This is a genomic window from Winogradskyella aquimaris, from assembly GCF_042676105.1.
Lineage (GTDB): Bacteria > Bacteroidota > Bacteroidia > Flavobacteriales > Flavobacteriaceae > Winogradskyella > Winogradskyella aquimaris.
Window position 1 is genome coordinate 209,785 of sequence record NZ_JBHTJQ010000010.1, and the last position, 21,081, is coordinate 230,865.

At 34.4% G+C, this 21,081-nt stretch carries 21 protein-coding genes; 6 read left to right on the forward strand and 15 right to left on the reverse strand.

From position 1 onward, the window contains the following. Positions 1-4 precede the first annotated feature (4 nt). Positions 5-1,159, reverse strand: a complete 1,155-nt coding sequence (locus ACFQ1K_RS08665) for a TlpA disulfide reductase family protein (protein WP_320555179.1) — start codon at positions 1,157-1,159, stop codon at positions 5-7. Positions 1,160-1,305: 146 nt separating this feature from the next. On the opposite strand from ACFQ1K_RS08665, the gene mnmE reads away from it, so the two are divergent. Continuing rightward, positions 1,306-2,691: a tRNA uridine-5-carboxymethylaminomethyl(34) synthesis GTPase MnmE gene (gene mnmE, locus ACFQ1K_RS08670; RefSeq protein WP_320555180.1), complete on the forward strand. Its 1,386-nt coding sequence runs from the start codon at positions 1,306-1,308 to the stop codon at positions 2,689-2,691. Between the two features lie 81 nt (positions 2,692-2,772). Here the strand turns inward: mnmE and ACFQ1K_RS08675 are convergent, their stop codons facing one another. The 6 genes from ACFQ1K_RS08675 to ACFQ1K_RS08700 all read right to left on the reverse strand — a co-directional run bounded on the left by ACFQ1K_RS08675 (position 2,773) and on the right by ACFQ1K_RS08700 (position 6,857). Next, positions 2,773-3,525: a hypothetical protein gene (locus ACFQ1K_RS08675; RefSeq protein WP_320555181.1), complete on the reverse strand. Its 753-nt coding sequence runs from the start codon at positions 3,523-3,525 to the stop codon at positions 2,773-2,775. Between the two features lie 82 nt (positions 3,526-3,607). Further along, positions 3,608-4,450 (reverse strand): NmrA family NAD(P)-binding protein, encoded by an 843-nt coding sequence (locus ACFQ1K_RS08680; RefSeq protein ID WP_320555182.1) that lies wholly within the window; start codon positions 4,448-4,450, stop codon positions 3,608-3,610. Between the two features lie 12 nt (positions 4,451-4,462). After that, a complete protein-coding gene (locus ACFQ1K_RS08685; RefSeq protein ID WP_320555183.1) occupies positions 4,463-4,864 on the reverse strand; it encodes a DUF5367 family protein in 402 nt (133 codons plus the stop codon). A gap of 44 nt (positions 4,865-4,908) precedes the next feature. Beyond that, entirely contained in the window at positions 4,909-5,403 is a 495-nt protein-coding gene (locus tag ACFQ1K_RS08690; RefSeq protein WP_320555184.1) for an anthrone oxygenase family protein, read from the reverse strand. A gap of 4 nt (positions 5,404-5,407) precedes the next feature. Continuing rightward, positions 5,408-5,764 carry a hypothetical protein gene (locus tag ACFQ1K_RS08695; RefSeq protein WP_320555185.1) on the reverse strand — a complete coding sequence of 119 codons (357 nt, stop codon included), beginning with the start codon at positions 5,762-5,764 and terminating at the stop codon, positions 5,408-5,410. 103 nt (positions 5,765-5,867) lie between these two features. Further along, entirely contained in the window at positions 5,868-6,857 is a 990-nt protein-coding gene (locus ACFQ1K_RS08700) for an AraC family transcriptional regulator (RefSeq protein ID WP_320555186.1), read from the reverse strand. A gap of 219 nt (positions 6,858-7,076) precedes the next feature. Between ACFQ1K_RS08700 and ACFQ1K_RS08705 the strand changes: the two genes are divergently transcribed. From ACFQ1K_RS08705 to ACFQ1K_RS08715, 3 genes are all read left to right on the forward strand, one after another. Next, positions 7,077-7,700: a CatB-related O-acetyltransferase gene (locus ACFQ1K_RS08705; protein ID WP_320555187.1), complete on the forward strand. Its 624-nt coding sequence runs from the start codon at positions 7,077-7,079 to the stop codon at positions 7,698-7,700. A gap of 96 nt (positions 7,701-7,796) precedes the next feature. Continuing rightward, on the forward strand, positions 7,797-8,930 hold the full coding sequence (locus tag ACFQ1K_RS08710; protein WP_320555188.1) for a type 1 glutamine amidotransferase domain-containing protein: 1,134 nt from the start codon (positions 7,797-7,799) through the stop codon (positions 8,928-8,930). 92 nt (positions 8,931-9,022) lie between these two features. Continuing rightward, entirely contained in the window at positions 9,023-9,745 is a 723-nt protein-coding gene (locus ACFQ1K_RS08715; protein ID WP_320555189.1) for a DUF4386 domain-containing protein, read from the forward strand. Positions 9,746-9,864: 119 nt separating this feature from the next. Here ACFQ1K_RS08715 and ACFQ1K_RS08720 read toward each other — a convergent pair whose 3' ends face one another. From ACFQ1K_RS08720 to ACFQ1K_RS08750, 7 genes are all read right to left on the reverse strand, one after another. After that, the gene (locus ACFQ1K_RS08720) at positions 9,865-11,202 is read right to left on the reverse strand and encodes an alpha/beta hydrolase (protein ID WP_320555190.1); all 1,338 of its coding nucleotides are present in this window, start codon (positions 11,200-11,202) and stop codon (positions 9,865-9,867) included. Between the two features lie 201 nt (positions 11,203-11,403). Continuing rightward, a complete protein-coding gene (locus tag ACFQ1K_RS08725) occupies positions 11,404-11,910 on the reverse strand; it encodes a hypothetical protein (RefSeq protein WP_320555191.1) in 507 nt (168 codons plus the stop codon). A gap of 80 nt (positions 11,911-11,990) precedes the next feature. Continuing rightward, positions 11,991-12,722 carry a CPBP family intramembrane glutamic endopeptidase gene (locus tag ACFQ1K_RS08730; protein WP_320555192.1) on the reverse strand — a complete coding sequence of 244 codons (732 nt, stop codon included), beginning with the start codon at positions 12,720-12,722 and terminating at the stop codon, positions 11,991-11,993. Positions 12,723-12,738: 16 nt separating this feature from the next. Continuing rightward, positions 12,739-13,734, reverse strand: coding sequence for a S41 family peptidase (locus ACFQ1K_RS08735; RefSeq protein ID WP_320555193.1), 996 nt, complete (start codon positions 13,732-13,734; stop codon positions 12,739-12,741). A gap of 123 nt (positions 13,735-13,857) precedes the next feature. Next, positions 13,858-14,670: a LytTR family DNA-binding domain-containing protein gene (locus ACFQ1K_RS08740; protein WP_320555194.1), complete on the reverse strand. Its 813-nt coding sequence runs from the start codon at positions 14,668-14,670 to the stop codon at positions 13,858-13,860. 343 nt (positions 14,671-15,013) lie between these two features. Next, positions 15,014-15,649: a hypothetical protein gene (locus ACFQ1K_RS08745; protein WP_320555195.1), complete on the reverse strand. Its 636-nt coding sequence runs from the start codon at positions 15,647-15,649 to the stop codon at positions 15,014-15,016. Positions 15,650-16,036: 387 nt separating this feature from the next. Continuing rightward, entirely contained in the window at positions 16,037-16,681 is a 645-nt protein-coding gene (locus tag ACFQ1K_RS08750) for a CPBP family intramembrane glutamic endopeptidase (protein WP_320555197.1), read from the reverse strand. 205 nt (positions 16,682-16,886) lie between these two features. Between ACFQ1K_RS08750 and ACFQ1K_RS08755 the strand changes: the two genes are divergently transcribed. Then, positions 16,887-19,436, forward strand: coding sequence for a cation-translocating P-type ATPase (locus ACFQ1K_RS08755; protein ID WP_320555303.1), 2,550 nt, complete (start codon positions 16,887-16,889; stop codon positions 19,434-19,436). 35 nt (positions 19,437-19,471) lie between these two features. Here the strand turns inward: ACFQ1K_RS08755 and ACFQ1K_RS08760 are convergent, their stop codons facing one another. Next, complete coding sequence (locus tag ACFQ1K_RS08760; RefSeq protein WP_320555199.1) at positions 19,472-20,116, reverse strand: TetR/AcrR family transcriptional regulator; 645 nt, start codon at positions 20,114-20,116, stop codon at positions 19,472-19,474. A 191-nt stretch (positions 20,117-20,307) separates the two neighbouring features. Here ACFQ1K_RS08760 and ACFQ1K_RS08765 point away from each other — a divergent pair, with 191 nt between their 5' ends. Then, a complete protein-coding gene (locus tag ACFQ1K_RS08765; protein WP_320555200.1) occupies positions 20,308-21,081 on the forward strand; it encodes a hypothetical protein in 774 nt (257 codons plus the stop codon).

Here is a 21,081-nt window from a genome sequence, read left to right on the forward strand (position 1 = left end):
ACATTTAAAGGTCTAAAATAAGCTGTCTTACTTTACGTTCTAAAGCAAAGCCTCTTAAGTTCTTTGCAACAATTTTTCCTTCTTCATCTAAGATATAAGTCGCAGGGATAGATTCAATATTATACAGTTTAGCTACATCGTCATTAAAATACTTAAGACTGGACACATGGTGCCATTCTAAACCATCCTTTTCAATGGCGTCTAACCATGCTTTTTTAGGGTCTTTTTGGTTTGGTGCACCATCTAAGGAAACTCCTATGATTTCTAAACCTTTATCATGGTATTGCTCATAAACTTTAACAACATTTGGATTTTCCCTTCTGCAAGGGCCACACCATGCTGCCCAAAAATCAATAATAGTAACCTTACCTCTTAGATCATTAAGACTTACAACCTTGCCATCTGGTGTTTGGGATTCAAAATTAGGAGCTATTTTACCAATTTCTAGGTAAGCCGTTTTTTCATATGCCTTGTAAAGTTCATCTAACTTTTGTTTTACAATTTGGCCTCTATTTGAGTTTTTTAAATAATCTGGAAAACTTTCAAATGCTTCCTGGTATTTTAGAATATCAAACCCAGCTCTACTAGATTCTAATTGAATGAGATTAAGGCTAAAATAACTGTCGTTGTTTTCCTGAACAAACTTTAATGGATAGGCCCTTTGGCGTTCTCTTAGATCTTCCATAACGTTTTTAATGGAATCTCTTTGTTCAGGTGCGGGCTCGTTACCCAATTCTCTAAACTTTGTCATAATCGCTCCACCTTCCTCTTTAAACTGAAGCATACCATTTTGAAATGCCTCATAACTCTTATTGGATTCAGAACCAGTAACCTTCGATTCCATAGGAATCTGTTTGTTAAAATCTATAGTTATATCGCTATTCTCTAACATGAAGACTACATTCCCTGGGCTCCCGTCTGCAGATAAAAAGTAGATCCCAGGCTCATCAACAGAACCTTTGATGGTAAATTTATTATCCATTACTATGGCAGAGTCCTTGATAACTTGTTGTCCCTTTTCATCAATTTGGGCCAACCGAACTCTTATACCGTTATGAACATCCTCAGCATTCCCATTAATTACATATTCTGAATCTTTTCTTTGGTTACAGCTGGAAATAGCAATACCTATTGCTAGTAACATTAATATTTTTCTCATTATAATCCTTTTCTTTTTTTCAATCGCAAATATAACAACATAGGGTCATTATTCTAGGATTTGATTGTGAATTAAATCTTAAATAGTAATCACTGTTTTTTAACAATACCATATTTTACAATACTTTTGCAATAAAGTAATTGCGTATGCATAATGATACCATCGTAGCCCTTGCCACTCCTTCTGGTAGCGGAGCCATTGCCATTATAAGGCTATCGGGTAAAGATGCCATTGCCATAGCCTCATCGGTATTTAAATCGGTTTCGGGTAAGACATTACAGAACCAAAAAACCCATACGATACATTTGGGTCATATTGTGGATGGTAATAAAACCCTAGATGAGATCTTGGTTTCTGTATTTAAGAATCCTAACTCTTATACTGGAGAGGATGTTATTGAGGTGTCTTGTCATGGGTCTCTCTATATTCAACAAGAGATTATTCAATTATTTTTAAGAAAAGGCTGTAGAATGGCTGCTGCGGGAGAGTTTACGCTCCGTGCTTTTTTGAATGGCAAACTGGACTTGAGTCAGGCAGAAGCTGTAGCAGATTTAATTAGTAGCGATAATGAAGCCGCACATCAAATTGCCATGCAGCAAATGCGAGGGGGATTTTCTTCAGAAATCGCAAGGCTACGGGAAGAGCTTTTAAATTTCGCCTCTTTAATTGAATTGGAGCTCGATTTTGCAGAGGAAGATGTAGAGTTTGCAGACCGCACCCAGTTTAAGGAACTTATAGAGCGTATTACATTTGTATTAAAACGGTTAATTGATTCTTTTGCGGTTGGTAACGTCATTAAGAATGGGATTCCGGTTGCTATAGTAGGCGAGCCCAATGTAGGAAAATCTACACTTTTAAATGCGCTTTTAAACGAAGAGCGCGCTATTGTTTCTGAAATTGCTGGAACAACAAGGGATACTATTGAAGATGAAATCTCTATAGGTGGTTTTGGATTTCGGTTTATAGATACTGCAGGAATTAGAGAGACTAAAGATGTTGTAGAAAGTATTGGAATCAAGAAGACCTTTGAAAAAATTGAACAGTCCCAGGTGACCATATATCTTTTTGATGCTAGTAAAACTATAGATTCACTCGAGGAAGTCAGAATTGAAATTGAAAAAATAAGAAATAAATACCCACAAAAGCCTTTATTGGTTATTGCTAATAAAATAGACCGCTTGGATGATACGCAATTAGCAAAAATTAATACCACCATAGCGGATGTATTGTTGTTATCGGCAAAAACAGGTTTTGGTGTTGAGCAGTTAACCAACTCATTATTAAACCTTATTAACACTGGTGCTTTAAGAAATAACGAAACTATTGTTACCAATACACGACATTACGATGCGCTTTTAAAGGCCTTTGAAGAGATTCAAAAAGTAAAACATGGGTTGGATACTGATTTGTCTGGTGATTTATTGGCTATTGATATTAGGCAGGCACTTTACCATTTTGGTGAGATCACAGGTGAAATCACCAACGACGACTTATTAGGGAACATTTTTGCCAATTTCTGTATCGGTAAATAGATAAGATTGTTGTTCTGAATCGGTATTTTTTATTCTTGAAACACTTAATGAATGCGTTAACTGTACATATTATTTACAAGATTAGTCAAGAGGTAAAAATGTCAAGGAGAGGAATAGTATGTTTGTTGACATATGCACCAAAAGAGGGTATTGAAATCCAAAAGCAACGCGCGTATACCCGGCAATAGTTGCAATAAATAATTGCGGTAAGGTTAATATGGGTAACCATAAAAGATTGGTGAGGTTTAATTCAAAATTAAAAATATGAAGCCATGCAAAACTTATACATGAGAAATAATAGATCATTTTAAAGTGCTTTTGCCAGAAATTCTGTAGCATCATTTTGATGGGCTTCGTGCTACTGAAGAGAAAAATGATCATTAATAAGATAATAGCAGGAATTACTCGATACCAAAACGTTTCATCTACAAGGGATAATCGACTTTTAAAAACGGGTTTAGTAAGAATGTAGTATGTAAATGTGCCGGATGTCAAGGCAAAATAAATAGGGTTGAATTTCAAAGATAATCTAAAGGTTATTTCTTCAAATAATGGCAAGATAATGCCACCAACTAAAAGTAAAAGTAGTGGGGAGAATCGTTTGGTCATACTAATCGACGTCAGGTTTTCAGGGTCATAAATAAACTGTAATAATGATGCTACTGTTATTGAGAAAACGACTTTTATGAAAAATAGACCTATGGTATCATAAATTTTGTTTGTTGTACTTTTTTCTACTATAGTTTTGTTCTTGGGAGACTTTATAAAACTCACTAAATCTATCAATAAAGACTTGTAGTACTTTGGTTTTATCAAGGGGTAGGAGATTGTCATCAAATAATATTTTAGATCTTAAGGTAACTTATAATAGAGGCTCCAAAACCTGTTCTAGGTACCTGGAGCCTTGTTTGTTGGTTTAGTTTTTCTGAATTATTTCTGCATTCCAAATACCACTAGCAGCAGTTTCTTTTGCATAGGTTTCAAAATCTTTGGCAGGTCTGCCCAAGACTTTGGCCACATCTTCAGATACCTCTTGATTGTCAGGATTGCCTAAAACCTCTTTAAACAAATACCCAAATAGCCAAACATAAGAATCTGGCAAACCGGCTTGTCTCATTCCTTCTTTGAATTCGTCAATTGAAATCGGCACAAACTGTATCGGTTTATCAGAAGCTTCAGCCATAATGTCTACCACTTCTTTAAAGGTTCTTTTTTGAGGTCCTGTAACGGTTATCGTTTGTCCATTATATGAATCATCAATTAAGACTTTAGAAACAACGTCAGCAATGTCATCAGCATCAACAAATGGAATTTCTGCCTCTGGCATTGGCAAGGCCACTGCACCATTTAAGACAAATTCTAAAAAAGCACCTTCACTAAAGTTTTGATTAAACCAGGACGCTCTAACCAAAGTGTAGTTTAGTCCTGAATTAGCAACGATGTCTTCACAAGCCTCAGCTTCGGTTTCACCTTTTCCTGATAGTAAGACCACTTTTTCTAAGCCAGCTTCCATTGCTTTTTCGGTCAATGCTGTTATGGCATCCCTTGATCCTGGTACGGCTAAATCTGGATAATATACGATATACGCTCTATCCATATTTTTTAATGCTGCAGCATAAGTTTCAGGGTTATCCCAATCGAAAGCTGGATTGGTTTTTCTTCCCACGACACGTACGTTGTGTCCGGTTTGCGTTAAATTTTGGGCTACTCGGCGACCAGTTTTACCAGTTCCTCCGATAACTAAAATGTTCTGTTTCATGTTTTTTATGTTTTATGTAGTTTGATTTTGTTTGTTAATTCTCAGTTTGATATACCAATACAGGACTGTTATGCTTATAAATTCGAACCCAATAAGCCAAAACCCTAAATCGGTAAAAAATTGATAATAAGAACCGCCACTTGGAATAATAAAAACGGGAACCGTGATTAAGGCATCTAAAGCGGTTGCGGTTAAAAAGAAGGTTTGGCCAACCCAATAGCCATGTGTGTTCGTACCTTTTTTGTAATACTGTTTTGCACCAAACCAGACCAAAGGCATTACTGCAATAGAAAGCAGTATATTGGCTTGTTGTTGTGCGTCCTCTACAAACGATATATAAAAGGACAGATTATAAACACTAACCCCTAGAATCCAGATGATAATTCCGATGCCAACTGCTCTTAAATGTTTCATAATTGTTCGTTTTTTAATGTTAATTAGTAAAATTCAATATGTTTTTATTTGTTGAATAATAGTCCTGTAACCAATAAAGCGAATGAGGTAAATGAGCATACGGTTCTAACCATATGCCATTGGTTCCAGGGCTGTTCAAAGGTTTTTCGTAATTCCGAGAGCTCTACATTAGTGGCAGTTTCTAATACTGTTTTGTCAAGTATTTCATTAAGAGGGACATTTTTAAAAATTGTGATCAGACCGACGCCTGCAAAAAACAGAACAGCTGCCACCAAATAAGAGGTAAATGCGAACTGGTTGATGTTTTTGAATATAAAGGCATTTATGAACAGCAGTAAACAAGGTCCCATAAATACAATTATAAAAGTTGGATTAAGGATGGTTCTGTTCATCGCTTGAAATGCCTTTAAGAACCCTAGGTCATCTAAACGACCTAATCCGGGAGTTACGGCATTAGCCCAGGTAAAGCACAATCCAGCAGTTAATCCAGTAAATAGGATACTCAGTGTTAATACGATTAATTTAAAATTTAGTTCCATTTGTTTATTTTTTTGTGTTTGATATCCATGTCAAAACGTCTTGATATTCTTCAGACGTAAGTTTTATTTTTCGGCCTTTAGGCATACGTTTTTTTACAAATACCTGTTTATAAATATCAGGCGCAAAGTCATCCATGTTTTCAATTGTGAATACTCGTCTTTTATTGCGTTTACTATGGCAAACGTTGCATTTATTGTCTAAAATTTGAAAAGCTTTATCGCGGGGATTTCCAATTATATAATTTGACACATATAATTTAGCTTTTTCATTATTGCTCTCAATAGATGTATAAGTATCTAGTGAATCAGCTGAAAGCGCTATAAAAATTCCTATTAATAGTTTTACTATAATTACCATCATTAAATTGTTTAATTAATTTGATGGTACAAAGATGCGCAGTGTTCAAAAGAGTATTTTGACACTTAAAGACAAGCTTTTGACATTTTACGCCAAAATCTAACTATTAGTTGTTTTTACGAAATTCTGATGGGGTTTGGTCCGTCCAATTCTTAAATGCACGGTTGAATGCACTTTGTTCTGAAAACCCGGTAAGAAAGGCAATTTCACCTATACTTTGCTCAGTATTATAAAGCATATCCTTTGCGATGGTTTCCTGTGTCCTTTTAATTAAGTCACGATAGGTTACACCAGTTTCAGAGAGTCTCCTGGTCAGTGTTCGGTTACTCATGGCTAACAGGTCACTAATATAATGTATGCTTGGAATACCTGTGGGCAGTGCATCCTTTATAAGAGCTTCAACATCGTTTATAATCTTATGACCAGGAATTTTTATACCTTTTGTTTTTTCATCAACTTGTTGAAGTAAATAGCTGTTTATACTGGCATCCGCCTTTGCGGTTCGTAAATTAAGGTCGGCTGTTTTATAGCTAATCGAATAACGAGGCTGCTCAAATATTATTGGACATTTAAATGCTTCCTTATGACTTGTGATGTCTTTTGCTGGTTTGTGTTTAAAACTGACTTGGACGGGACGAAGTTCTTTTTCAGACATCGCTTGCAATACGACTACGGTGGCAGACAAACTCGCCTCAGTGGATAATTCCATACCTCTTCGATGTGCTTCCCGATTAAGCACCACATGGGAAATATCTCCTTCGTTTTTAATTTGCCATATAAATGTGTTGGATAACAGTTTGAAATAGCGTTCGCTTCGTTCAAAGATTTCACCAACTTTGGAACACGTACGCCAAGACAATCCTAAAACACCATAATCTTCAATAATCATTTTTTGACCAACTCTTACAGAAAACCCAGAATCCAATCGTTTTTCAAGTAGTTCATGAAGTGCTAAAAATTCCTCGGCATCAACAACTTGTAGCTCATTAATTTTGCTCATCGGAGTTGGTAGTTTCTCAAATTCATCCTTTGGAATGCCTTCAGCTATTGCACAATTGAGCATTTTACGGTAAAGATGAATTGAGAAGTATTTCATTTAATCTTCTTTATTAAGACCTTTTCAAAGATAAAACATTATCTGTTTTTATTCATTTTAGCGTGATTTGTAGAACTTATACTTATATTTTGTGGTATTTCTTGAGATCAAAGTGAGAAATCATAATTAGCTTTTGAGTACCTTTATTTATATAGTGCATAAGATTTTATAACTTCGTTCGTGCCTAGTATTATGCGTTAGATAAATAAAATAACTACTATGAACATTCCTGATGCTAATACCACCTTTCCACTTGAAAACTATGACAAGCTTTGTTATTTGAAAAATATAATCGCTAATCCAAACATTATTGTTGGCGATTACACCTATTACGACGATTTTGAAGATGTATATAATTTTGAAAAAAACGTGAAGTATTTATTCGATTTTATAGGCGATAAATTAATTATTGGTAAGTTCTGTATGATAGCCTCTGGTGTGACTTTTATTATGAATGGAGGTAATCATCTTACAGAAGCCATAACAACATATCCCTTTGCCATATTTGGTGTAGATTGGCAAAATGCCATGCAAGGAAAAAGCTATCCCACAAAGGGCGACACTGTTATTGGTAATGATGTTTGGATTGGTCATGATGCCACAATTATGCCAGGAGTGACAATAGGAGATGGGGCTATCATTGCTTCTAAATCTGTAGTGACCAAAGATGTTGAACCCTACTCAATTGTGGGTGGCAATCCAGCAATAATGATTCGTAAACGATTCGATGATATTAAAATAAATCAACTCTTAGAGCTTCAATGGTGGAATTGGGATATTGAAAAAATTACCAAAAACGTACATCATTTAACGGGTAATGACCTAAATAAGTTAATTGAATAATTGAATTATGCCTTTTGTTTCTTCGACTTAAAACGCCTAGTGTAACAAAACAGTTATTCACTCGTGTTTTATATCTAATCAATAAAGAAACAAAAAATGAAAAAAACGATTTTAAGTCTAGTTTTATGCTTACCAATGTTACTTTTTTCTCAAGGAAATAACAATCAGAAGAAAATTTTAATGGTAGTTAGCAGCTATGGCAAAGATATGGGGGCTTCACGACCTGGATATGAATTTGATGAATTTTCACAAGCCTATTTGGTGTTCAAAAACAATGGTCTCACCGTTGACGTGGCCAGTCCGAAAGGGGGAAAGGTGGAGTCTGATGAATATAACAAAGAGAAAGCCTATAATCAAGAGTTATTGAAAGATCAAGAGGCTTTACAATTATTGAATACAACACGAACAACAGCCAGCATAAATCCTATGGAATATGATGCTATTTATCTCGTAGGGGGAAAGGGAGCTATGTTCGATTTGCCTTTTGACCCTTCGCTGCAAGATATAATATTAAACCTATACAACAGAGACCAAACAGTTATTGCTTCCGTTTGTCATGGTCCAGCCGTATTTGCAAACGTTAAAAATAATGATGACTATATCATTAATGGTGTAGCGTTAACTGGTTTTACTAATTTAGAAGAGGAGCTTTTTGGAAAGAAATGGGTAAAAGAGTTTCCTTTTAGTTTGGAAACGCAGTTAAAAGCTAGAGGCGCGGACTTTAAGCAAACCGATTTCATGCTTTCTAAAGTTGTGGTATCTGGAAAATTTGTGACTGGTCAAAATCCATTTTCAACTGCCAAGTCTGCTGAAGCCGTGGTACAATCTTTGGGATTAAAACCTGTAACCAGAGAGTTATATGCTGATGAAAATAGTGTTCTTCTTATACAAAACATACTAGATGAAACACTAACCACGCTAAAAGCCGAAGAGTTATTAGCCAAGGATATTAGTAACTATGACATGCCGCTGATAGCAGTTTATGGATACTATAAAATTTTAGCATCTGAAGATGACAAGAATGGTTTATTAAAAGGTATAGAACTAGTTGAATTAACCGCACCTTACTTCTTTAATGAAAATCTGCAGCTTCTATTAGCTAAAACATATGCTTCAATAGGGAAAGCGGAAAATGCAAAAAAGATAGCAAACGAATTGATATCCAAAGAGTTACTTGTTGAACAAGCTGAAAGTCTTCTTGAGGACTTAAACACTAAGACAGACCACTAATTTTTGGGTCATACTTATTTAAAAATTAGAGTTATCCCTAATACTCATTTAATCAAGGAAAGAATGCTTTTAAATAATAAAATCCATTAGAAATGAATGGTAAAAATACGTTTGCCAGTTTACGAATTATACGCCTTACAGGTCTATTTTATCTCATAGTTATTATTTGCGCCGGCTTTAGCCAAGGGTATGTAAGAGGAACCCTCATTATCCCTGATAATGCCGTAGCAACAGCTAATAATATTATGCAGAACAAAGGGCTGTTTGAGCTTGGATTAACCATGGATTTGGTAGCTTTTCTAATGGATGCAGTTATAGCTGTCATGTTGTATCAGATTTTTAAGCCATTTAATAAAACCTTGGCTATGATGTCTTCGGTATTTAGATTAATAGCACATCCAGCCATAGGAAGTATAAATCTTCTTAATCACTATATGGCAATGAAGGTATTTGATATTCACCAGTTGACTGGTTCTTTTAGTATAGAACAACTACAGGAAATGAGTAGCATTTTTATGGTAGCGCATCATTATGGGTATCTCATTGCGGGAGGATTTTTTGGTATTCATTGCATATTATTTGGCATACTTATCTATAAATCTAATGTATTTCCAAATTTCTTCGGTGGCCTGTTATTGGGTTCAGGTGCTGGTTACCTTATAGAAACATTCGGAAACTTTAATTTTCCAGGATATGAATTCTACACCGCCTTAATAGTTGGTATAGCAGCAGCTCTGGGAGAAGTTGGAATTACAATTTACATGTTAACTAAAGGAACTATAGTATCATATAAACGGCTAAAAAAATTAACATAATGTAAATTGGGATTTTAATTTTAGCAAACCTTATTATAGTTTTTAAACAAAGTCTAATTTGAAAATTTTCTTTTAAATAGATTCTTAAATCAATATAGGAGGGTATCTATATACTGTTATTAATTTATAGAATCTCCAATGAATATATTAAGATCAAGCATGTCATAGTTAGAATCTAAAGCCTTCAAATCTGTTTCCTTATTTTTTAAATGCTTATCAAAGAAAGCGGTAACGACTTTACTTGTTATTTCAATTGCTAAATCTGGATCAATCGCACCTGCCTGACTTAAGGTTTTTACGGGAATCATGTAAGGAATATCCATAAAATTACTATGAAGCGTTCCTAATACTTTAGCTTCATAGAAGACGTCCTTACTTTTATTGATATAAGCATGAGAATTTAGATCTTCTTTATCTTCTGGCCAGTCAGCAGTAATGTAAAGAAATGGATCATCAAAAGCTGTGTTTACAATTCTACCCCATTGAACACCATCTATGTTAGCACCTGCTTTAATGCGATTGTCCGTTAGCAATGCTTCGCCTGCGGCACCACCACCTCTGGAATGGCCAAATACACCAATATTTGAAAAATCTAAATGACCTTTAAAGAAGCCACTACTGTTCCAGTCATCAATTTGATTCACAACATCTACCACATCCATGGCCCATCGTTCTTCCATATCTCGCACAAAATAGGAAGTAAGTCCTTTCTTAACTATAGGATGACGTTCTTCAAAAGTAAGATCATTATTAAAGGCCTCAACTACAGGTTCCATCATATGCCAGGTATCAGATTCGATCTCTTGTGCATACTGATAATTAAAATATACTTCAGAGCCATCCGGGAACGTGCTTCCTGTACTTTCGTAAGTATGGTTGACTGCAAAGACAACATAACCATGACTTACAATTTCTGATAGTAACGCGTAATAGCTATTGGCTTTTGAGTTGTAGCCGTGTGAAAAAATTAAAACTGGAAACTCTTCTTTAGCAATATTAATGTCTCTGTAAACATGGGTTTCTATCTTGTCTAAATAATTGAAGGCAGAATTTGGAAGACCATATTTTTGTGCAAAACCATGTCTTCCGCCTTCATCAATATATGGATCCTGTTTTCCTACGGATTCGTTAGATGGATACCAGACTTTAATCATTAAGGCCCTTTTATCTGTTTTATCTGTAGTAATTACCTCATCTCTATCAAGGATAAGATGTAGGTCTTTTGTGCCTACTTTGTAGGGACCGGATGGTTGAGGTAATTTAAAGACTGGAAATATTGATGGTAATGCGATGGATATACCTATTATGATGACCAACCCCATGATTTTTAAAATCCTTATTGTAATTGCAGGCCTTTGATAAGATTTTAAAGAAGCTGTAATTATTGAAATGATCCAAAGAATATATGCAGGAATCATTTGCAATCTGTATCCATTAAATAATAAATGAATGGACATAATAATTATTAATAAACCGAATATATAAGTCTTATTAATTTTAGTGCTTATGGTTCTGTGAAACAAAACATAAACAGCTGACATGATAATTAAAATAAATTCTAAAAATTGCATCACTCTATTTTATGGTTTTTAAGCTGAAATTCAAAGGTTAAAGGGTTTTGAATGACTTGTGCTAAAGTCAATAATGGGCAAATAGTTTTAATAATTAAAATATTTGGTTTTACCACATTGCGCAAATTCTTCATCTCTCCGTAACTCTATGTGAACCTCCTTGCTGAACTTTGACAAAGTGTTTTTAAATTCTTCTTTTTTTAGTTCCGATATAGACGGATTATTGATGTTAAAAACGTAATAGTTTACCCTTCCATTTTTATCAAAATATATTCTATTGTAAATACTAATGGTGGAATCCGGAACTTCCCAGGAAAAATCTTCTTCTTTCAAAAAACTAATAATCTTTTTATGAAAATTTGACCACGACTCAATAACTCTTTTACTTTCATTTTCAGTTGTATTTCTTGGATCAAGAAGATTCACACATTTTTCGTCTAGATTGAGTTGGCTAAACTCGGTAAATGCCAATTTATCGTCAAAATTGATAATAATAGGTTCTTTAGTGTTTTCCGTTTTATCTTCACTTGAATTTTGTTTGCACCCCAGTGTCAATGCCATTAGGCCTATTAAAAGACTATTCCTTATTTTCATATGTTATGTAATTAATTTTAAAACTCTTCTTTTTAGATGGGTGTGAATTTTTAAAGTTCTTCTTTTTGTTCAATCTTTTTTTAAATCAAATATCCTACAACATTTATCCAACCATGAAGAATAACAGGCAATAAAAGGCTACCCGTTGCTAGACGGATATACATAAATAATAGTCCATAAAGTCCAGGTAGAAAATCTCCCCAAACAATCACTGTATTCCAGTCGGCATCCACATGAATAACATGTGTCAGGTAGAACATCGCTGTTATAATTATTGCTCCCCAACTCCAATTTACCTTTGCAAATTTCCACGTTTGACTAAACGCCCTCTCAAGTATGAGAAGCATAATTCCACGATCAAAGATTTCCTCTTCAAAAGCTGGCATACTTAACTGGTAGAGCCAATCACTAGTTGATCCTTCTTTGGTTCCACTAAAATAGAGCCATGCTAGTAATGTTCCGATCAGTGCTGTTATAATGGCTGTAATGATGCCTGCTTTTTTAGCTACTCCATTTTGAGATAATCTAAAACCCCATTCGTTTGCTTTTTTGGGAAATAATAAATAGGCACAGAGTAATAGGAAAATAATAGCTGCCATTTTGCCTTCCCAGTTATACCTGCCAGGGATAAGGTCCGGATAGGTTCCGTCCACACCAAAAAAAAGAACAATTTTGTGAAGCAGAAATATTCCAATGGCTAAGCCAACCCATTTCCAATTTACTTTGTTTCTAAAAACAATAAGTGGGATGAGTAAAAGAGCTATAAAGATTAACCATTCTACAACGACTTGATTATACACTCCAAAATTCATTTTATTTGTTTTTAAGTTATTTAATTAATTTAATGATGTATTCCTTAGCATTTTCAGGATTAATTTCAATATCAGGCTTTACTCCAATTTTATCTATTTTCTGTCCATGAGCTGTATAATAATCTGCTATAGGAATAAAGGCTTTATAGTCTTCGTTAATATCAAAATAACTACCAGATAGCATGCCTCCGCAGGATGTTTCGCCTACCAAAGTGGCAATCTTATTCTTCTTAAATATATCTATTAAGGGTTCACAAGCACTAGCTGTCCATTTATTGATAAGTACATAAACTTTACCTTTATAGACAGTGTTTTCATGGCCAGGTATTACCATTCTAAAAGCCGCTTCATTGGCAAACATTTTTTTGATACCTGCATAACTGAAGTCTTGGAGAAAAGGCATTTGTTGTACGTCTTCTGAAGTTGGTAAGTCTTTATTATTTTTGAACCACTTTCGGGTTAAATAATAACCAGCATCGATGGGTTTTTGTGTCAAAAACCGACCTAAAGCGATAGGACCTTCTAGATTTCCACCACCATTATCTCTTAAATCGATAATGAGGTTTTCATAATTGTCTGTCCCAATTTCCTGAAGTGCTCTGGCTATCTTTTTGCCTGGAATAGAAAAAGTTCTGATTCTTAAAAAAGCTGTTTTTTCATCAATTGCTTCCCATGTTACAGAAGGATCATTGTCATGCTCGGTCTTATTTTTAGGTAAACTTGAAGAAGCCTTTGTTTTCAGAATTTGAAAATGAGTAAAAGGTAAATTCCATCTTGCTTGATCGAAAGTTTTTTGAAACTCCTGATCATTTAAAGAGAGTATAGAGTCTGAATATAATAGCGCTTTAAAATCTAGGAAAGACTTATCGGTCAACCAATCTGGGTTGGCAATGTTTTCTTCTAAAGTCATAAATACCTTATCGAGCATTTCTGATCTTTTGACTTTCTTGTCATCATTTACAACCTGTGTTAATACAAGAATACTGATTAAGAATGTAATAATAGTTTTCATTAATTCGTGGGTTTTGGTTTTTGTTGGACACAAATTAAGAACCTTTAAATCGTGCTGAAAAACTTAAGTGATGAGTATGAAGTTTATGCCATGAAATTGAATGGCGAGGGATAAAATTGAACCTTAGGGACGAGTTTGAAGGTATTTCTGAACGCCTATAAAGTGCTTTGGGGAAATAGGAACGCTGTCTTCGATATGTTTTAGCTCCACATTTCCTTTTCGAGTGTTTCCTTTGATGTCAGAAATCATAGCAGGATTTACTAAATAGGATCTATGAATCTGCTGTGCTGAAGGAATTAATTCTAATAAACCTGAAATAGTATATCGAATCATTTCCTTTTGGATCTCATTTTCCTTGAGATAGTAAATATCCACATAATTTGCTTGGGCCTTCGCCATAACAAAATCCTGTTCAGGAAAACTTAAGACTTCGTTTTGATTATTTCCTTTTATGTTTACTACTGCTTGATTTTTGATTAGAGCAGGGTTAATGACAACCTTACTAAATCTAAAGCGGAAATAAATCCAAAGTGGCATGAATATAGGAATAAACGGAACTCCAAATTCTACCACCCATTGTAAAATGTAACCAGAATTTACTTCTAAGTCATTAACAATATAAGTGTTGTAGAAATAGCAGAGAATAGCAATAAAAAAGAAACCAAGAGTTAAAATGATTATTTCCTGAAAAAGAAACCATTTATTATTGTTTTTTTTAAACCAATATTCCTCTAAAACGTGTAGAATTAAAATTGGAATGATGATACACAGACTATATCCTAAAAGCTTTAAATTTTTGTATGGTGTATCATTAGTATAGGTATCGAAGGGTTGTAAGAAAATCAGAATGAAAACAATAATTGTAGCTAAAATAGTACTCAAAAAAAAGGTGTTTAACCAACTTCTGGTATAGGCTATAGCTCTATTCTGTAGCATGTAGTATCATATTTAGGTGTCTTACAAAATTATAAGATTATTGCCAATGGTTTTTTGTATGGCTATTTTAATAAAAATAGCTTCGATTTTCCGTCGTATCCGAAAGATAGTGAATTACAATGATACGAGTACAACGATTAAAATATAAAGGATAATTTCCGGGAAGACCACAAAATATGAAGTCTACACTAAAACAAAACAACTTTTTGTAAAACCTTGATTTTTTAAAGAATATGACAATGAGTTACTCTTATTTTCCTTGTCCTAAGGAAGCTCTTTTTTGCCTTCATGGAAATTATTTAAAGAGGTGTATTTTAAGGGTAACCATTTTTTCTAATGGACCTTAAAATTCATATGTTTTTGGCTTACTGAAATTTTCGTCGAACATAATTTCTGAGTGGCCACTTGGTGCATCATAAGGTGCCTTTTCTAACATAGATGGGTTTGATGGATACGCGCCATTATTATAAGTCAATTCTTTTAATTCACCTTCAGATCTTGTAAGTAGTATTCTCCAACCATTTTTAATAGTCTGTTCTGCAAATAAAGGAGTTCTTGTTACAGTAAATTTAGTTATGGGTTCCAAATCATTACTTAAAAGGAGTATGGTACAACCGCCAGATCCACAAAAGTAAGAGGTTAAAAAGTTAACAAACACTTCATTTTTCCCATCACTATTCAAATCAATTTTATAGAGTTGAAATTTTCTTTCTTCTTTGGGTATTGACCTTAAATCTGCTTCTTTTAGGAATTTACTCGTTAGGTAGTTCTTTATTTTGTGTGCCAATTCATCGTCAACACTTTGTATTGCAAAACCAGGGTCTGAGGACTCCTTTTCTTCTGATGCAACGGACTCTTCATTTGGACTTTTGATTTCCTTACTTGTATCAATTTTAATGTTTTCTGATGTTTTATTTTGGCAAGAATTGAATACGAATACAGAGAGAAGAATAACGGAGATTACTATATATTTCTGCATTGTTGAGGTGTTTTTAATTTTCAGGAATAGATTGATTTTGTCTCGGAAAAATCTATAGGATGTCTTCCGCTAAAGTCTAAGATAATAAAATACTAATTATAAATCATATTTGGTCAGCACTATAATTAGAACGATATAAAAAATTGTTCCCAAACCCATCAGAATCAATTTTCGACCCAATTTATTGTCTGAACTCCTTTTTATTCCTGGGTTATGATGGTTATATGTTCCATTCAACTTAATCAATAAGAGATAGAAAGGACCACAAAAAAAGAGAACAATTAGTGAGTCTGGAAATTTTTTTGATTCTCTCATATAGTCTCAAAATTACTTTAATTTAAATTTAGCTGAATGATTAAACACTAGGTATTGTAATTCGTCTTTTGTTTATAAGTAATCATAATAAATCAATGTCATGACCATGGTGTTATAAAAGCCATGACAAAAAATGGAATACCATAGGTTTCTTTTATAATATAGGAATAGAGCGAGATATACAGCTCCTACAACTAGCGCATTAATGAGGCCTAAAGCACCGAGCTGAATATGATAAAAGCCAAAAATGATAATGGTCGCGAAAGCACTTATGGAGGTGGAATACTTGCCTTTAATAATCTTCTCTAAACGTGTAAAGATAAATCCATGAAAAACAATTTCTTCATAAAAGCCACCAATGAGCCAACCCATAATGACCATGATAAAAAATTGCAACTTTTCACTTTGGATTGTGTCATTAAGTCCAGAATCGTTATAGTCTAAAGACACAAAATAATCCAAGACGGGATGAAAGATCAACTGCATGAACGCTAAGGTTAGAATAGCGATAAGGCCACCAAATAAAATAGTATTTGGTTTAAATGGCTTAAAGCTGAAGCCGATGTCAGAAAAAGACTCATTGGTATATTTTAAAACAAACCGAATAAACAGTAGAATTGGAATGCTATATCCGAAAAATGGAATGAGTTCTGCATGTGGCAAAAGGATAATTGTACCTATTGCAATAATGCTAAGAACAGTTTTGTTAATAGTCATTTTAAATCAAGTTCATGGGTTTTGGACATGGCATCGCTAAAATATGTGGGGAATGTTCATCACAACCGAAAGATAGTGAAATACAACGACACGAGGACGAGATATGTACTGGCTAGCATTATAGATTAGGATATTAAAATTGTTCTATCTAAAAGTCGAAAAGATGGATGCCCTATATATTTTTTAATTACATTTAATAGAATCAATATGGCAAAATAGTACTAGTAGTAATTTACTGAAAAAATTGGAGAACAATTTCAATATTAAGGGGCTTACGGAAAACCAGGTTATTGAGGCTAGAAAAAAATATGGTCAAAACAGTCTGGATTTTAGGAAGGACAGTGGTTTTATTTATGTCGTTAAGAACATTTTCAAGGAACCAATGGTAATCCTGCTTTTGGTAACGTCTTCAATATATTTCATAACCGGAAATATTGGGGATGGTATCTTTCTGGCCTTAGCGATTGTATTGGTTTCAGCTATTTCATTCTATCAAGACTCTAGAAGTCGCAATGCTTTGGACAAACTAAAAGTTTACACGCAACCTAATTGTAAAGTTATTCGGGATGGAGCAGTAAAGGAAATTAAGAGTCATAATCTCGTGGTTGGTGATTGTATGATGGTTGAAGAAGGGCATACCATTCCAGCGGATGGTACCGTGATCCATTCCAATGATTTTTCGGTTAATGAGTCTATATTAACTGGTGAATCCTTTTCCGTTTATAAAAATCAGACCGAGGGCAACAACACCATATTTATGGGAACCATGATTGCTAGTGGATTGGCCATTGCTACTGTGACCCACATAGGTAACGATACCAAATTAGGAAAAATAGGCAAAAGCCTTGAAGAGGTAGCAGATGAACAAACACCTTTAGAATTGCAAATCAACAATTTTGTTAAGAAAATGGTTGTTGCTGGTGTTTTCATCTTTATTATTGTCTGGGTCATAAATTATTTCAAATCCTATAATGTGCTCGAAAGTTTACTTAGGGCACTGACTTTGGCTATGAGTATTTTGCCAGAAGAAATTCCTGTAGCATTTACGACCTTTATGGCCATGGGTGCATGGCGTCTCATGAAAATGGGTGTGGTTGTTAAGCAAATGAAAACGGTAGAAACCTTAGGAAGCGCAACAATTATCTGTACAGATAAAACAGGTACAATCACCGAAAATAAAATGAGTTTGGTAAGACTCTACAGCGCTAAAAGTCAAAAAATAAGTTCCTTGGATGAGGACTTAACAAGCGATGTAAAAGAACTGATCAGAATTGCTATGTGGGCTAGTGAGCCCATTCCATTTGACCCAATGGAGAAGGAGCTTCATGATCACTATAAAAACGTCTTCGGTGATGACGAAAGACCAATTTACAAGATGTATCATGAATATCCGTTAGGAGGTCAGCCTCCTATGATGACCCATATTTTTCAGGACGCCTCCGGCCATAGGATTATTGCTGCTAAAGGGGCACCAGAGGCAATTTTAGAGGTGTGTGGCCTTAGTGACAATTTTAGAGGTGAAATTGAAAAGGCCATTCATAGTTTGGCTGCCAATGGCTATCGTATCTTAGGGGTGGCTCAAAGTACTTATGAGGGTGATAAGTTTCCTAAGAAACAACAAAATTTTCATTTTAAATTTATGGGTTTAGTGGCGTTCTATGATCCACCAAAGCTTAATATTATAAAAGTTTTGAAAGATTTCAATACTGCTGGGATTAAAATTAAAATAATCACAGGCGACAATGCCGTTACCACCAAGGCTATAGCAAAACAAATCGGTTTAAGTGATTTTGAACGTAGTATTTCAGGAGATGATTTAATGAAATTAGCCGATTCAGAATTTAAAAGCAAAGTTTCGCACTATCAAATCTTTACACGCATGTTTCCGGATGCTAAACTTAAAATCGTTGATGCTTTAAAGGCTAGTGGTGAGGTTGTTGCAATGGTAGGTGATGGAGTAAACGATGGTCCGGCACTAAAAACGGCCCATATAGGAATTGCTATGGGTAATAAAGGTACTGAGATAGCCAAGGATGCGGCTTCTCTTATTTTAGTAGATGACGATTTATCTAAAATGGTTGACGCCGTTGCTATGGGCAGAAAAATATATGCCAATTTAAAGAAAGCCATTCAGTATATTATATCGATTCATATTCCAATAATACTCACGGTTTTCATGCCATTGGTATTGGGATGGATCTATCCGAATATACTATCTCCTGTTCACATAATCTTATTAGAGCTCATTATGGGTCCAACTTGCTCTATTGTTTATGAAAATGAACCGATTGAAAAATTTACCATGCAGAAAAAGCCTCGTCCTTTAACATCTGTTTTTTTTAATTGGAAAGAGTTGACTACTAGTGTCATTCAAGGGATAGTGATAACGTTTGGCGTACTTTCGGTATATCAAATTGCAGTTTCTGAGGGATATAATGAAGCAACGACGCGTACCATGGTATTTATAGTACTTATGTCAGCAAATGTATTTTTAACCTTTGTTAATCGTTCGTTTTATTATTCGGTATTAACCACCTTAAAATACAAGAATAACTTAGTGCCATTAGTAATAGGTACTACTGTTTTAATAACGGTGTTGTTACTTTTTGTCGCTCCATTAAATCAATTTTTTCAGTTCGAAATTTTGAAACCAAATCCAATACTCATTAGTATTGCTATTGGTTTCATTTCCGTGATATGGTATGAACTCGTGAAATATGTAAAAAGAAAGCGGAAGGATGTGCTAATTGATTAGGCCCTTAAGTAGTTTTTAATGATTTTATATGTTCATTAAAAAATTAATCCTTCAAACTGTGATTGGCCTTTTTTGGTTAAATAAGGTAAATAACAATTAAGAATACCCTTTAGGTAAATAGGTTTCATTTCTGAAAAATCTTGACTGCCATCATACAGTCTGTAGCTAATGACCCATGTCGTCAAAAGATTAGTGTGTTGAAAGGTGAAGGGATCAAAGTGATCATCCAACAAAAGCCTTTCATCAAGAATTCCCATCTGGCATAATTTGGTTACACGTTCATATAACCGTACTTTATTGGCACTGTAGGTACTGTTGATATGCGACCTTAGCTCCTTGTCATTCATGGGATTTACCAATACATAGGATATGGAAAAGCGATATTCAAATAATAAAGCCATAACATCCGAATAATAGTCCTTGAGATGTTCTAAACTATTAGTTTCTGCATTTTGATGGTGGTTCTCTAGAAATTTTTTTAAGGTTTTCTCGAACTCATAATAGATGGCAAGTATAAGAAGCTCTTTCTTAGGAAAATAATTTGTTATTCTGCTCCTACTTAAATTGAGCTCTATGGCCATTTCATCCCATGTTAATAGCATTTCCTTTTCATTAAACAGTTTATTAATGCGTTTGATAATGGAATTTTTAGTCTTTTCTCCCTTACTGAATGATGTCATATTGAGATGAATTCAATAACAATATAACACATATTTTTAGAAGTAGTCTTAAAAATCATCGATGCTTTGATTAAAAAAATAAAAAAATATTTTTTTATTTTTTTGTTGGATTACAGTAATATAACTAAATTTAAAAGGACAATGAGGTCCAAATGCTTAAGAAAGCTTTAACTACACTAACACCATTTTTAATGTTTCGTTTCAACAAAATTGCCTGTACTGTTTCACTTTGGTTGGTTTGCTGTATTTGTATAGGGCAACAAGAACAGGACTCTACTAGCTTAGAAACCTTACGAACCCAATCTGGTGTCGATCCAACACGTGTAGTAACTAAAATAGCCTATTCAGTCTGGTACTATGACCAAGCGAATGATCGTATGCAGATTAATAACCGTATAAATTATACAGCAGGAGTAAATCGCTGGAGTTTTAGTTTGAAACCAGAGCTTATTACGAACAATTATACCGTTGAAGGGAATTTTACCACAAAGGTAGGCGATTTACGATTTACCATTTTAAATGCCTTCTATGTGAAAGGCAAACATGCTCTGGCTGGAGCTGCCGAATTTACTTTACCAATAGGAGCAGAAGGTTTTGGTAGCCAGTATTTTTCTGTAAACCCATCTTTAACCTATTCATATACCATAAATCAAAGTTTATTCTTTGCTATACAACCTCAGTATTTATTTGATTTAGCCAAAGTTCAGAGCTATCCTGATCTAAGTGTTTTTACATTGAGGACGTTTTTGGCAAAATTTACTAGTTCGGGTTGGTTTTATGTTTTTGAACCACGTATCATCAATAATTTTGAAAGTAAGACTTTTGATTTTGTTTTATCACCAATCATTGGAAAATCAGTAGGCGGCGGCTTTAATATTACGGGTCTTGTAGAAGTACCAACACGTCAGGCGACTATTGACAATCGTGGCCTTTTAGTACAGTTTGGAATCACAAAAAACTTTTGA

Bases quoted from the DNA above. Each gene is read 5' to 3' on its own strand.
- ACFQ1K_RS08665 (WP_320555179.1), bottom strand. From the start codon at position 1,159: ATGAGAAAAATATTAATGTTACTAGCAATAGGTATTGCTATTTCCAGC.
- mnmE (WP_320555180.1), top strand. From the start codon at position 1,306: ATGCATAATGATACCATCGTAGCCCTTGCCACTCCTTCTGGTAGCGGA.
- ACFQ1K_RS08675 (WP_320555181.1), bottom strand. From the start codon at position 3,525: ATGACAATCTCCTACCCCTTGATAAAACCAAAGTACTACAAGTCTTTA.
- ACFQ1K_RS08680 (WP_320555182.1), bottom strand. From the start codon at position 4,450: ATGAAACAGAACATTTTAGTTATCGGAGGAACTGGTAAAACTGGTCGC.
- ACFQ1K_RS08685 (WP_320555183.1), bottom strand. From the start codon at position 4,864: ATGAAACATTTAAGAGCAGTTGGCATCGGAATTATCATCTGGATTCTA.
- ACFQ1K_RS08690 (WP_320555184.1), bottom strand. From the start codon at position 5,403: ATGGAACTAAATTTTAAATTAATCGTATTAACACTGAGTATCCTATTT.
- ACFQ1K_RS08695 (WP_320555185.1), bottom strand. From the start codon at position 5,764: ATGATGGTAATTATAGTAAAACTATTAATAGGAATTTTTATAGCGCTT.
- ACFQ1K_RS08700 (WP_320555186.1), bottom strand. From the start codon at position 6,857: ATGAAATACTTCTCAATTCATCTTTACCGTAAAATGCTCAATTGTGCA.
- ACFQ1K_RS08705 (WP_320555187.1), top strand. From the start codon at position 7,077: ATGAACATTCCTGATGCTAATACCACCTTTCCACTTGAAAACTATGAC.
- ACFQ1K_RS08710 (WP_320555188.1), top strand. From the start codon at position 7,797: ATGAAAAAAACGATTTTAAGTCTAGTTTTATGCTTACCAATGTTACTT.
- ACFQ1K_RS08715 (WP_320555189.1), top strand. From the start codon at position 9,023: ATGAATGGTAAAAATACGTTTGCCAGTTTACGAATTATACGCCTTACA.
- ACFQ1K_RS08720 (WP_320555190.1), bottom strand. From the start codon at position 11,202: ATGTCCATTCATTTATTATTTAATGGATACAGATTGCAAATGATTCCT.
- ACFQ1K_RS08725 (WP_320555191.1), bottom strand. From the start codon at position 11,910: ATGAAAATAAGGAATAGTCTTTTAATAGGCCTAATGGCATTGACACTG.
- ACFQ1K_RS08730 (WP_320555192.1), bottom strand. From the start codon at position 12,722: ATGAATTTTGGAGTGTATAATCAAGTCGTTGTAGAATGGTTAATCTTT.
- ACFQ1K_RS08735 (WP_320555193.1), bottom strand. From the start codon at position 13,734: ATGAAAACTATTATTACATTCTTAATCAGTATTCTTGTATTAACACAG.
- ACFQ1K_RS08740 (WP_320555194.1), bottom strand. From the start codon at position 14,670: ATGCTACAGAATAGAGCTATAGCCTATACCAGAAGTTGGTTAAACACC.
- ACFQ1K_RS08745 (WP_320555195.1), bottom strand. From the start codon at position 15,649: ATGCAGAAATATATAGTAATCTCCGTTATTCTTCTCTCTGTATTCGTA.
- ACFQ1K_RS08750 (WP_320555197.1), bottom strand. From the start codon at position 16,681: ATGACTATTAACAAAACTGTTCTTAGCATTATTGCAATAGGTACAATT.
- ACFQ1K_RS08760 (WP_320555199.1), bottom strand. From the start codon at position 20,116: ATGACATCATTCAGTAAGGGAGAAAAGACTAAAAATTCCATTATCAAA.
- ACFQ1K_RS08765 (WP_320555200.1), top strand. From the start codon at position 20,308: ATGTTTCGTTTCAACAAAATTGCCTGTACTGTTTCACTTTGGTTGGTT.